8 protein-coding genes and 2 pseudogenes are annotated in these 12,350 nt (G+C 59.5%); 5 read left to right on the top strand and 5 right to left on the bottom strand.

The annotated features are described in order from the left end of the window. The first annotated feature begins 798 nt into the window (after positions 1–798). The 3 genes and pseudogenes from NKJ91_RS01725 to NKJ91_RS01715 form a co-directional block, all read left to right on the top strand. Positions 799–2,355, top strand: coding sequence for a family 16 glycosylhydrolase (locus tag NKJ91_RS01725; RefSeq protein ID WP_352454197.1), 1,557 nt, complete (start codon positions 799–801; stop codon positions 2,353–2,355). A gap of 345 nt (positions 2,356–2,700) precedes the next feature. Further along, positions 2,701–3,099: an ISAzo13-like element transposase-related protein gene (locus tag NKJ91_RS01720; protein ID WP_352454196.1), complete on the top strand. Its 399-nt coding sequence runs from the start codon at positions 2,701–2,703 to the stop codon at positions 3,097–3,099. A 245-nt stretch (positions 3,100–3,344) separates the two neighbouring features. Next, a pseudogene (locus NKJ91_RS01715) lies at positions 3,345–4,223 on the top strand (metallophosphoesterase); the annotation flags it as partial. A 715-nt stretch (positions 4,224–4,938) separates the two neighbouring features. On the opposite strand, the gene NKJ91_RS01710 reads toward NKJ91_RS01715, so the two are convergent. The 4 genes from NKJ91_RS01710 to NKJ91_RS01695 all read right to left on the bottom strand — a co-directional run bounded on the left by NKJ91_RS01710 (position 4,939) and on the right by NKJ91_RS01695 (position 9,625). Then, positions 4,939–6,048 (bottom strand): LacI family DNA-binding transcriptional regulator, encoded by a 1,110-nt coding sequence (locus NKJ91_RS01710; protein ID WP_352454194.1) that lies wholly within the window; start codon positions 6,046–6,048, stop codon positions 4,939–4,941. A 108-nt stretch (positions 6,049–6,156) separates the two neighbouring features. Continuing rightward, on the bottom strand, positions 6,157–7,686 hold the full coding sequence (locus NKJ91_RS01705) for an amino acid ABC transporter permease/ATP-binding protein (RefSeq protein ID WP_352454193.1): 1,530 nt from the start codon (positions 7,684–7,686) through the stop codon (positions 6,157–6,159). A gap of 75 nt (positions 7,687–7,761) precedes the next feature. Further along, positions 7,762–8,598 carry an ABC transporter substrate-binding protein gene (locus NKJ91_RS01700; RefSeq protein WP_352454192.1) on the bottom strand — a complete coding sequence of 279 codons (837 nt, stop codon included), beginning with the start codon at positions 8,596–8,598 and terminating at the stop codon, positions 7,762–7,764. 160 nt (positions 8,599–8,758) lie between these two features. Then, a complete protein-coding gene (locus NKJ91_RS01695) occupies positions 8,759–9,625 on the bottom strand; it encodes a PfkB family carbohydrate kinase (RefSeq protein ID WP_352454191.1) in 867 nt (288 codons plus the stop codon). Positions 9,626–9,726: 101 nt separating this feature from the next. Here NKJ91_RS01695 and NKJ91_RS01690 point away from each other — a divergent pair, with 101 nt between their 5' ends. After that, on the top strand, positions 9,727–10,728 hold the full coding sequence (locus tag NKJ91_RS01690; protein ID WP_352454190.1) for an SIS domain-containing protein: 1,002 nt from the start codon (positions 9,727–9,729) through the stop codon (positions 10,726–10,728). 64 nt (positions 10,729–10,792) lie between these two features. Beyond that, entirely contained in the window at positions 10,793–11,920 is a 1,128-nt protein-coding gene (locus NKJ91_RS01685) for an NAD(P)/FAD-dependent oxidoreductase (RefSeq protein WP_352454189.1), read from the top strand. 289 nt (positions 11,921–12,209) lie between these two features. Here NKJ91_RS01685 and NKJ91_RS01680 read toward each other — a convergent pair. After that, positions 12,210–12,350, bottom strand: a pseudogene (locus NKJ91_RS01680) (TA system VapC family ribonuclease toxin); the annotation flags it as partial.

Here is a 12,350-nt window from a genome sequence, read left to right as displayed (position 1 = left end):
TGGGACATCGCCGCCGTGGCGCTGGCGAGATCCCTCAGCAATACGTGTAGAGACTGCATCGGCCGCGCAAACGGCACGGTCGAACTTCGGACCGGCAGCGCCAGCCATAGGTTCGACGGCTCGTCCGCCACGCAACTCGGAAGACATCCTGGCCATCCTTGTCGACGACCTCACATGCGAACGACCCCGCGAACACATGCGCTCAAACCGGCGCAACATTTCAGCCGACGGACACGGTTTTGGTAGGACGTCCGGAAGGGCGCTTCGGTGCGGCCGTTCGACACACGTCCTACATTAGAATGTGTTAATAAGTTCTCACTGAGCCTCATTCTCGCCGCAAATGGCAGTAAGCTCGTGTTAGCTCGATACATCGTCCTCAGATTAATCACTTCTCGATAGTATAAGACGGTAGGCGGGATAAGTCCAACGAGCGGAATGCCTGCGTTTTACTTAGGGCGCAGGCGTAATTACAACAAAAAACACAACTAACCAAGGATACACCGTGTTTTTACTAAACAGCTCGGCGGTGCCGGAAGAGCTGCGCTCGACTTCAATTTGGCTGCGGCTGGAACCGCCGAACAGCTTGCGTGCGCGGCAGCACCCTCGACAAAATTCGTCTTCGGATGGCGAGTTCAACGTTCAGCTTGCTCGACAATAATGTCTGGGCGAGGACTTCCAAATCTCCGCTACTTTGAAACTCCGTTCGCAGTGCCCAACTGCGAGCATGCGATCTGCCGCGCGCCTTGGCGATGCGCGGCAGTGGAATTCCCTGTTTTCAACACCAAAGAGGATCACTGAATGACTCTTTCCGCCCCCGCAGGCTTTGCCTCTAGCGATCTCGTCTTCGAGGAAAACTTCTCCGGTACGGCGCTCGACAGCGACTGGCATACCTACATCACCAGCAATGCCGCCAATGGCTGGCCATGGAATAGTAATGGATCAGGAGGAAGCAACGCAGGCTCGCAATATTATGCCGACTACGATGTGCCGAGCCAAGTCTCCGTGAGCAACGGGGCCTTGGATCTCACGGCGATCAAGCAGCCCATCAGCGGCATAAATCAGGGGACCACACAGACATACCCGGTCACGTCCGGCGCGGTCAGCAGCTACGGCAACTTCGAATTCAATGGCGGCTACCTTCAGATCAGCATGAAGGCGCCAAGCGGCGATGGCGCATGGCCGGCCCTTTGGCTGTTGCCCGGCCATGGCGCCGGCAGCAGCGGCGACAATTTCGAGATCGACATGCAGGAGGGCGGATTTACCGGTTCGGGGCCGGCGGACCAGATGTTCTCCTGGCACCTCCACTCGCCGTCAGGGTGGGTAGGAAACAGCATTGATACGGGGACCGACCTCACGGCCGGCTTCCACACGTACGGCATCAACTGGGTGCCCGGTCAATCGATCACCTGGTATCTCGACGGGCATCAGATGGCGCAAGTGACCAGCGCACAGGCGCCGATCCCGGATGAACCGATGGAATTGATCATGAACAATGGGGTCGCGAATTCGAACGTGACCGGATGGCATACGGCTCTGGATGGTTCGACTCCTTCGTCGATGCAGATGCAAGTCGATCAGATTCAGCTTTACCAGAAGGCAGGCAGCGGTGACACGGTGACGGGTGCTAACGTCACTCCCCCAATCACTGGCTCGACCGGGACCGAGCCCGTGTCTGGCACCGGGACGGTTCCTTCTTCCGGCAGCACCAGCGATGGCACCTTGTACGGCACCAGCGACGCCGATGTATTACACGGAACCAGCGGCCACACGATGATTGGCTATGGCGGCAACGACACCTATTATGTCGATAATGCCAACGAGAAGGTGGTTGAGGCGGTGGGCGGCGGCAACGACAGTGTGCTCGCCTCGGTGAGCTATGCGCTTTCCGCCGGCTCGGAGATCGAGCTCCTCGCTACCAATAACGCGTCAGGCACGAAAGCAATGACCCTCGCCGGCAACGAGTTCGCCCAGACCATCCAGGGCAATGCCGGCAACAATGTCATTAACGGCGGCCTCGGCGCCGACGTCTTGACCGGCTACGGAGGCCACGATGCCTTCTCGTTCAATACTGCTCTTGGAGCCGGTAATGTCGACAAGATCACCGACTTCAAGCGCTCCCAGGATACGTTCCATCTCAGCGATACCGTTTTTGCCGGGCTTCAGCCGGGAGGGCTTCCATCCAAAGCTTTCTTTATTGGTGCAGCCGCGCATGACAGCTCCGATCACATCATCTACGACAGTGCAACCGGGGCGCTCTCTTTCGACAGTGACGGGGCCGGCGGCGCATCTCAAATACAGTTCGCCAGCCTTTCCCCACATCTGTCGCTCAGCGCAGCCTCGTTCTATGTGACCTGAAGGACTACGCGGGGCTGCCATGGCCAAATAAGGACTGGATGAACAGCACCTCAAAGCCATGGTGCCGAACCGAAGTCAGCGTACCAAAGGCGGGAGCCCGGTTTTCGGCGATGATCTGCTCAAGCAAAAGAGATGGGGTTCCATCCCGATGCCATCGGGATGGAACCGCTCTAGTTGTGAGCTTTGCGCAGGTTGTCCATTCGGACCGAACCGAGGAGACTGGAGTTACCAAGCTTCGGGTCCGAATGACCATCCCAGACTGGCATGCGCAGCATCATCAGCTACTTTCTCTCGCCAATGATGCGATACAAGCAGGAAACACTGCGAGAGCGGTAAGAAGCCGGTTTGCAGCCGACGAAAGTTCGCCCTCCGGCTTCAACTCGAGAGCGCCGCAATCTTGTCGAGGCGATAGGTCAAAGGCGGGAAGCGGTCGGCTCGAAGCTGGATGACCATAGCCGGTTGTGGAAGGTCGAACTGCAACAACTCACTCGCGAGACAGGCCTTGCGCTCCACATTGCATCACCATCCGACGGGCACATCGACATGGCGCAACATCGAACACCCCTGTTCTGCCGCATCACGCAAAGCTGGCGCGGACGGCGCCTCCTCAATCGCGTGGCCCTGGTCGAGCTGATCGCAGTCGCGACAACCAAGCGGACCCGAAGCGGGCGCGCGGTCGATTCCGCGGCCGACGAAAAACGGGATCAAATGAACGATGTCGAGATGGAGGCGCTCGCCATCTAAGGCGACGCATTCATCCGGAATGGAACTGCACCATCCGCCCGAGATCAGTGGCAATTCGGAGCAGTTGACTGGTCCTAGCCCGAGCTCCCTTCCCTGCGCAATAAAGACCAATGCTTGCAGGTGATGCCAATTTGGGAAACTATTGACCAGCGAGGCCTCTCACGCGGTTGATGTGGTCCAGGCTGCCGCAGCTGAATACGCAGCGATCTCTAGTACCAACCTAGTTCTGCTGGAAAACACAAGTGCTGACGTCGCGGCGCTCATTCCTGAAGCTCTTTGGCGCCGTGTCGCTCGCGGCATTCGGTCTGGCGAGTTATGCCATCGCGATTGAGCCTCGGTTTCGACTGAGTGTCACGCACTACAAGCTCCTTCCGCCGCGCTGGCCGACCACTGCCAAGCCCCTGCGCATCGTCGTGGTCGCTGACATCCATGCCTGCGAGCCTTGGATGCCGGTTTCCAGGATCGACGAGATCGTTGGTGTTTCGAATAGCCTGCAGCCCGACATCGTCCTTCTCCTTGGCGACTACGTGATGGGCGTGCTGCCACGCTATGCCACCGGGATCGTGCCCGACACTGTTTGGGGGAATTCTCTTTCGAAACTTTCGGCGCCACTCGGCTGCCACGCCATTCTCGGCAACCACGACTGGTGGCACGGTGTCGATAGTGTCCGCGCAGCCCTCGTCGACAATGGCATTCCGGTCCTCGAGAACACCGCCACGCTTATCCGTCAGCAGGATGGCCCAGCATTCTGGCTCGCGGGTCTTGGCGACCAGTGGGCCATGCAGTTTTCTCGCGGCGTGTACAAGGGCGTCGACGATCTGCCTGGAACAATGGCCGGAATACCCAACGACGGCAATCCGATATTGCTCCTTGCGCATGAACCGGACATCTTCATTACTGTCCCTGACCGTGTCAGCCTGACGTTATGCGGCCATACACATGGCGGACAGGTGCGCTTGCCATTCGTTGGCCCCCCCATCATCAATTCAGCCTACGGACAGCGCTTCGCTTATGGGCATGTCGTCGAGGGTGGGAGGCACATGATCGTATCCGGGGGTTTGGGCGTATCATGGCTGCCGGTGCGCTTCGGCGTGTCGCCGGAGATCATGGTCGTCGATATCGGCCCGAAAACGTCCTCTCGTCCTGTAGACGAACCATCTGCTGTATCACGAGACCTGCCGTCCGCCGTCGATCGTTCGCACGAGGGTATTGATGGTTGTGTACATGCCATATTCCCATCGCATCCAAGACGAACGCGGCACAGTCTATCATCCCTTTCTCCGACGGGCGGTCGGCGGATAGCTCTCGATCCACTAGAATGCCTTTAAGAAGCTGAGCCAGGCGTCCCGAAACACCTTTCTTCGACACATTCTCGGGGAAGGGAAAACCTGAATGGGTACGGCATCTTGTAGCCCCATCCTTGTTGTTGGCGCCCGAGCAGAACGCATCTTGGAGCATGCAAATGGCCCTGGTTGCACGAGATCTCCTTTGGGCCATCGGCGAGCATATTCCTATTGGATGAGGCGGCGCGAACCAGCGTTTCAGGACTACTCAAATTCCTGAAGGGGCCTGCGCCCGGCAGCATGCTAGGACTGTTGCACGCAATAGCGGATCAAAACCGTGATCCTGGACATAGTCGGCCGAACCACACCGAACACATTCCTCTTTGAAATCCAGCGTTCCGCGGTGGGCTGTCATTCAGCCGAGCCGAGCCGCAGATGGCCGATGGCGTGTAGGCAAGCGAAGAAACATACGGCAGGTCAATATCCCTGTATGGCATCGACCTCGATATAGAGAGGGGCTGCAATTCAGCCCCAGCTATAGACCGTTGCGGCCGGATCAGACGGGCTCGCGGGTGAGATAAACCGCAATTGAATTGCGCTCCACCAAGCGGGCCGCAAGGACACGGTGCTCGAAAGGTAACGTGGCCTCCGCCAGCCTCTTCAAGAGAAGCTCCGCTGCCGCCGCTCCAATCAAATGTGCCGGCTGCGCGATGGCTGTGATACCCTGGGCCACGAACTGCATCCAGTCGAGATCGTCGAAGCAGAGCAGCGAAACGTCTCCTGGAATCGCAAGCTTCAATGCGGAAATGGCCTCCAGAACCCCTGTCGACATCACACCATCGGCCGTAAACAGAGCGGACGGTGCATTGCGCATTGTCAGCAGATCGAGCGCCTCCTTGCGGGCTGCCTCGCTAGAATAGAGCGCCACGCGACGGATCAATTGCGGATCCGGCGTAATGCCCGCGGCGCGATGGGCTTCGAGATAACCCAATAGCCTCTGCCAGCTTGGATGATGGTAGCGAAGATCAGCGCTGGAGAGATCAACGTTTGCCACAAACGAGCCAACATCGTCGCGTTGGCCCGGCCCGAGTTCCGCCAATATTCCGATGCGGCTGTGTCCGGCCGCTATCATCGCCGCGATGCTGCTATGCGTTACAGAAACGTTGTCGACCACGACTGAATCGGTTTCCAGGCCCGCCACCATGCGGTCGAACTGCACGACGGGACAGCGAGCCGCGACTGCTTCATGAAGGTGATCCGGCTCGTCCACGAAGGTCGATGAGACAATTAAACCGTCGACCTGCTTTTCCAGCAGCAGTTGCACCGCCTCTTGCTCGAGTTCGGCATTTTCATCACTGTTTGTAACGACAACCCCGAAGCCGCCACGGCGCGCGACATCCCCTATTCCGCGCAGCACGCTGGCGTAGAATGGGCTTTCGATGTCGCCAACCACTACGCCGATAGTCTGCGTTTTACCGGTGATCAGACCTTTGGCAAGGCGATTGGGGCGGTAGCCCAGCTCAACTGCTGCGGCGCGCACCTTCTCCTGAACCTCGGGGCTGCTGTAGCCGTAGTCACCAAGAACACGCCCGGCCGTGGCGGAACTCACCCCGGCCCGGCGAGCGACCTCTATGATAGTTGCGTTTTTGGGTGATCTTTGAGTCACTCGGCAAACCTAGCGCCCATGCGCGCGTTGTGCCGGCGACCTAGCGGCAGTTAAGCCCGTCCGCAAGGGCGAACACCGCAACAGCCCCCGTTGCGCACACCATTGCAATCACAGCACCTCGGACAAAAAGCGCCGAAGACGCGGGCTTTGCGGGTTATCGAATAGGTCCTCTGGTCGGCCTGCCTCGACAATCCGCCCCTCGTCCATAAATACGACCTGGTTCGCGACCTTGCGAGCGAAGTTCATCTCGTGTGTAACGACCACCATCGTCATCCCGCCCCGACCAAGATCGGCCATCAAGTTCAGGACGCCTTTGACCAATTCCGGATCGAGCGCGCTGGTGACTTCGTCGAACAGCATAATCTCGGGTTCGAGGGCCAGGGCGCGCGCGATGGCCACCCGCTGCTGTTGCCCGCCCGAGAGATTGGCCGGCCGATGGTCCTTACGCTCCAGCAGTCCGACTTCATTCAGCCTCGCCAAGGCCGCGCCCTCAGCCTCCTCGCGCGACATGCGTTTAACTTTGCGAAGCGCCAAGGTGATGTTGGCGAGCGCGCTGCGGTCGGGGAACAGATTGAACTGCTGGAAAACCATGCCGACGCGCCGCCGGAGTTGGTCAGGGGTCTGTTTGTAGATGCTTTCGCCATCGAGCAGAATGTCACCGGCTCGACACTCTACGAGGCGGTTGAGGCAACGCAGCAAGGTCGACTTGCCCGAGCCGGACGGCCCGATGAGGCAGGTGACGGTCCCCGGCTCTACTTTCAGACTGACATCATGGAGGACCTGGACGACACCATAGGCCATGTCGATATTCTTGACCTCAATACCGCCACCCTTGAAGCGTGTGGGCGCTGCTGCAGGCAACGTCTCTGTGCCCGGCACGACCGCTTCGGCAAGCTCGGCGACTTCCTTGAGGCCACTTTGCGCAGCGGTGATACGTTTGCCGACGCGCATGCGCGCGTCGATGTAATTGACGAGATGGGTCAGCGGCACCGTGATCACGAGATAGAACACGCCGGCCAGCAACAGCGGCGACAAGTTGCCGGTCAGCACGGCCTGGTCCTGGCCGACGCGGAACAATTCGCGTTCGGAGGCGAGCAGACCAAGAAAATAGACCAAGCTGGAGTCTTTGACGTTGCCGATGAACTGGTTGACCAGTGCAGGCAGGACGCGGCGGATGCCTTGCGGGATCACCACCAGGCGCATGCCTTGGCCATATGTCATGCCGAGAGTGCGCGTGGCGTCGATCTGACCACGCTCGACGCTCTGAATGCCGGCGCGGAAAATCTCCCCGATATAGGCGCCGGCGATCAGGCTGAGCGCCAGAATGCCCAGCGGATAAGGCGATGGACCGAACAGATCTCGGCCCAACCGCGCGAAGCCTTGGCCAATGATTAGGATTGTGACAATGGCAGGAAGCCCGCGGAAGATATCGGTGTAGACTCGGGCAAGGAGTTTCAGCGGCTGGTTCTCGGAAATCCCCATCATGGCGAGTACGATACCGATCAGCGTCCCGAAAAACGTCGAGGCAAGGGCCAGGATCAAAGTGTTCTTGAGGCCGACCATCACCATGTTTGGCAGAACTTCTGCCATCGCCTGGAAATCAAGAAAGCTGCGGGCGAAGTTGTCGAACCAGCTCATATCAAGTCCATCTATAACTCGGCCGGGCACCGTTGCTCACGGGCCCGGCCGGAAACGATAACGAGACGTGCGAATTTACTTCTTTGGCAGATATTGATCCGGCATCGGGGTACCCGGGAACCATTTCTCGTGAAGCCGTTTCCAGGTGCCATCGTTCATGGCCTCGCGCAGTGCCTTGTTTAGCGCTTCTCGGAAAGCGTCGTTGCCCTTCTTGACCACGAACCCGGCAGGCGCGTCGAAGGACGGCACATTCATTGTTATCTTAAGGTTGTTGTAGCGCTCCACATACTGCTTGGCCGACTCATAGTCGGTGAAATGGCCATCGATCGTCCCGTTGTTCAGCGCCGCCACCGCAGTGTTGTTGTCGGGGAATTTGACGATGTCGCCCTTCAGGTTCTTCTCAGCATAGATTTCCTGCAGCGTTCCCTGGATCACGCCGATGCGCTTTCCGGCGGTGCTCTCATTGGTCGTCAGAGCCGGATCAGCCGAAATGATCGACAGGTAGCCAGCGAGATAGCCGTCGCCAAAATCCACGGTCTTCTTGCGCTCCGCGGTCGTGCCAATGGCGGCGACAGCGACGTCGAAGCGGCCGTTGGCGACAGACGGCAGCAGCGCCGAGAATTCTTGGCCGGTGAAAACGACCTGCTCCTCTTTGAACCCGAGCCGGCGCGCCACGTCGCGGAAGAGTTCAGCGTCGAAGCCGGTGAAGTTGCCGTTGGCGTCGGTGAAGACATAGGGTTTCGCATCGCCCATGGTTCCGACGCTGATCATCGTCGGGTCGATGAGGTTGTAGGGGTTGTCGGCCGCTTTTGCCTGCGTTGATGCGGCCAACGTGCCAAGTCCTGTCACCAGCGCGATCGTCAGCGCCAGACCGGATTTCACAAATTGGCGCCTGCTCGAATTCGTTTGCATGTCTTCTCCTCTTACGATTGGCCGAACTCGGCCTGCGGTCCCACTCGACGACTCATCCATCAAAACGCTCTTTCATGGCGTTGATTGGATGAATGAGAACGTTATCACTTGAACTAGCATTGTCCATTTCTCGCGTCAATTGCTCAGTTGAATTTCGCAGCTAGACAGTTCTCTCGTCTTGAATGCGCCGAGCTCCGCGGAGGACCTCCGGCGTGATCTTTCCTAGATCGATTGCCGCCGCATAGCCGATGGCCCCGTAGTACCGGCAGGTAGCAGCCGCCGCCTCCGCGGCTTGGCCAAGAATGTCCTGAGGCGTCTCTTCCTTAAGCAGGCCGAATAGCGTCCTCGCGATGAAGGTGTCGCCCGCGCCCAGGGTGTCGACGGGTTCGACCAACCGCGCCGGGGTTCGGTAAGAGACGGTGGCGCCGTGAAGCACCGCGCCGGCCCGACCGCGAGTTACAAGAACCCACTTTGAACCAAATGCAAGCAATTCGGCTGCGATTGCGGCCAATTCCTCGTCGTCGAGACCGTCACCCGAGACGCAAGCCAGATAGCAATAGGGCCCAATCTCGCGTCGGTGTCCCGGTTCCCGCCGGGTGGAAAAATCATAAGACAACAGTGACTTACTTGATACAGCGGCAACCCAGGGGTCCAGACCGCTGGACTGGCCGATGTGGACGGCCTGAAAACCCGAGAGAAAATCCAGATCTTCTTGCGTCGGCGTGAACGCCGAAACTCCGAGATCGAAGTCCAGGAAAATCCGATCGGCGTTGCGGTGACCTATGAGGCAGTAGGCGGTCGGCCCTTCAAGGCGCCGCAATCGGGTGACGTCCACGCGCTCGAACTTGAGTGCGGCGTGAATCAAGTCCCCTGCCCGGTCTTTGCCGATCGCCCCAACATAGGCCGACTGCCCGCCGAAGCGGCTGACATAGACCGAGACATTGAGGCAATTTCCGCCAGGATACATCTCGCCGCGAGCGAGATAACAATCGACCACGTTGTCGCCCATCGCGGCAATCTTGACCATCGCAGGACTTTCAGTTTAAAGGGTGTGATAACGTTCGCACAATGGCCCGCCATTGTCAATTGTGCGCCGGCCCACGCTCTGTCAACGAGAAGAGGAACCTCATGATTTTCGCCCTGCCCGCCGACGTGGAACGCGCCCTGATCGCTACGGCGGGCAGGCAGTTTTCGCACCTATTCCTCGTGGCGTGCGGCGGCTCGCTCTCGATCATGATGGCAGGCAAATACTTCGTCGACCGTCACAGCGGCACATTCGCCTGCGACATCTACAACGCGGATGAGTTCGTCTGCCGAGACCCGCGACGGCTGGGACCCGACGCGCTCGTTGTCCTTTGCTCGCAGACCGGCACCACCCACGAGACCGTGCGAGCGGCCAATCATGCAAAGGATCGAGGCGCAACGACAATCGGCATGACGCTCGACCAGATATCGCCCCTCGCGCGGGCGGTCGACCACGCCGTCGCCTACCAGGCCTCCTACACGACGGGCAAAGCAATCGATGCAGCCTGCAGCAACTACGGCGTGCTCTACATGTTGCTCGCCGGCCTGATCGATGCTCGGGGGGATGCCGGGCTAACTGCCGATGTGCTGATGAGCCTGAGCCATCTTCAGCCGGCGATAGAGCGTGCGCACCGGACCTATGCCGACCGGTTTAAGGCCTTCGCCCCCCGTTTCGCGCCGCGCAATGCGATCTACACACTGGCCAGCGGTGCCAGCTATGGTGCGGCGTATTCCTACGCCATCTGCGTGTTGATGGAGATGCAGTGGTACGACTCGCAAGCCATACACGCCAACGAGTTCTTTCACGGCCCATTTGAGGTGGTGAACCGGGACGCTTGCTTCGTGGTCTTGCTGGGTTTGGACGAGACGAGGCACCTTACGGAACGCGCTCGCGATTTCCTTTTCAAGCACGGCAGCCGGGAAAACATCCTGGTGCTCGATGGAACGGAACTCGACCTCAGTGGTATGTCAGAACACATCAAACCCTATCTCGTTCCCTTGGTCTTTTTTGACACACTATGGCGTTTTGCCTACGAGCTGGCCGGTCTGCGCGGCCGGCCAATGCTTGAGGGCCGGCGCTACATGAAGAAGCTCACCGACTACTAGTTCCGCCGCGCTCTGCAGCGATCCAACAACCCCCAGCCCGTCTTCTGCGAAGAAGGATATCTCTATGACTGCCTCCCCAAAGCTGCGCCATGTCGTTGTTATCGGCGCGGGCATCTTCGGCATCTCTTCCGCGTTGCACCTTGCTCGTCTTGGCGTTGATGTAACCATTGTCAACGACGGCGCGCCGGCTAACGGTGCATCCGGCCGTTCACTTTCCTGGCTGAACTCAGCGCGACGTGCTGACACTGCCTACCACCGCTTGAGGCTTGCAGGCATCGACCGTTATCGGACCCTGGCCGCCACAAGGCCGGAAACGGCGTCGTGGCTTCGCTTTGACGGCGGCCTCACCTGGGATCGGGATGATGAGGCGAACCAGATCGCGTCCATCTGCCAGCTGGAGCAGGATATTGGCTATGACGCGCTTCTGCTCGGCCCTGCCGAAGTCGGCGCAGTGACGCCCGGCGTCAACGCCAGCGCCATCACCCCGCAGGGTGCCATCTTCAATCCTGGCGAAGGATGGGTTGACCTGCCCTGCCTGATCGATCTGCTGCTCAATGAGTTCCGCTCCCGCGGCGGCAAGCTCGTCCAGAACGCCGGACGCGTGCGGATAGGTGCCACAGGTGGTCGCGCGCGTGGCGTCGTCACTGCCGATGGTGCGCCGATAAAGGCGGATGCAGTGGTCCTTGCCGTTGGGCCAGCGACGCCTGTTATGCTTGCTGAGATCGGAGTCCATATCCCCGACGCTACGCCGATTTCACTCCTCTTGAAAACCAAGCCGATCAGGACCGAGCTCCGTGCCGTGCTGAATACGCCGCGCGTGGCGGTGCGCCCGGCGTCGGATGGCGCACTTGTTTTGGATTCGGCGTGGTCGGAGGAAGAAGTCGTGGTCAACCCGGACGGCACCTACACCGTGCACGGCAAGACCATCAAAGGACTGCTCGACGAGGCTAGTGCGGTGCTCCAGGGCAATCCGCGGCTCCAACTCGCTACCTATGCAGTTGGCCCGAAGCCCATCCCGGGCGACGGCGAGCCAGTGCTTGGCTCCGTCGAGACCGTCGCCGGGCTTCACGTCGCCTTTAGCCACAGCGGCGCCACGCTTGGATTGATCGTCGGCGAATTGCTTGCCAAAGAAATCGCCTCAGGCAATCCGCATCCCATGCTTGCGACCTTCCGCCCTAATCGTTTCAGCTGAAAGGGCAATTGGGGCAAGGCCGAACTGTCCAGATGGGCAGCGGGCCTGGGGAAGTGATGGGTGACATGATCGTGTGATCGGGTTGTCGTCTTACGGCGACAGAGACGGCGACGAGTGTCAGCGCCGCGCGTCCAAGCGCGAACGCGCAGGGGAGAGATGAATGCCCCGCAAACTATGGTCAGATAGCCGCTCGCGATCCACTGGAGTGCGCTGAGCGCGACAAGTTGCGGAATCCTCAATTCAAAGCCAAGAAGATCGAAAGGCAGACTGCACCGAAGAGCCCCGCGGTCTACCTTGTGGGGATCAGGTGCAGTGTAGTCTTCCCGGCCTTCACCGCCGCCCCCGACAGCTTGCGGTCAAAGCTCGCAAGTTGGCCGCCATGCGCCTTGGCGAGCGCAAGAAGATAGGTATCGGTGACCTGTGCCGAGGT

Origin of the sequence: Mesorhizobium sp. M0040, from assembly GCF_040323505.1 — a bacterium.
Lineage (GTDB): Bacteria > Pseudomonadota > Alphaproteobacteria > Rhizobiales > Rhizobiaceae > Mesorhizobium.
This window is presented reverse-complemented; position numbering and strand designations above follow the sequence as displayed.

Excerpts from the sequence above, each read along its gene's own strand:
- NKJ91_RS01700 (WP_352454192.1), bottom strand. The coding sequence starts at position 8,598 with ATGCAAACGAATTCGAGCAGGCGCCAATTTGTGAAATCCGGTCTGGCG.
- NKJ91_RS01685 (WP_352454189.1), top strand. The coding sequence starts at position 10,793 with ATGACTGCCTCCCCAAAGCTGCGCCATGTCGTTGTTATCGGCGCGGGC.
- NKJ91_RS01695 (WP_352454191.1), bottom strand. The coding sequence starts at position 9,625 with ATGGTCAAGATTGCCGCGATGGGCGACAACGTGGTCGATTGTTATCTC.
- NKJ91_RS01705 (WP_352454193.1), bottom strand. The coding sequence starts at position 7,686 with ATGAGCTGGTTCGACAACTTCGCCCGCAGCTTTCTTGATTTCCAGGCG.
- NKJ91_RS01690 (WP_352454190.1), top strand. The coding sequence starts at position 9,727 with ATGATTTTCGCCCTGCCCGCCGACGTGGAACGCGCCCTGATCGCTACG.
- NKJ91_RS01725 (WP_352454197.1), top strand. The coding sequence starts at position 799 with ATGACTCTTTCCGCCCCCGCAGGCTTTGCCTCTAGCGATCTCGTCTTC.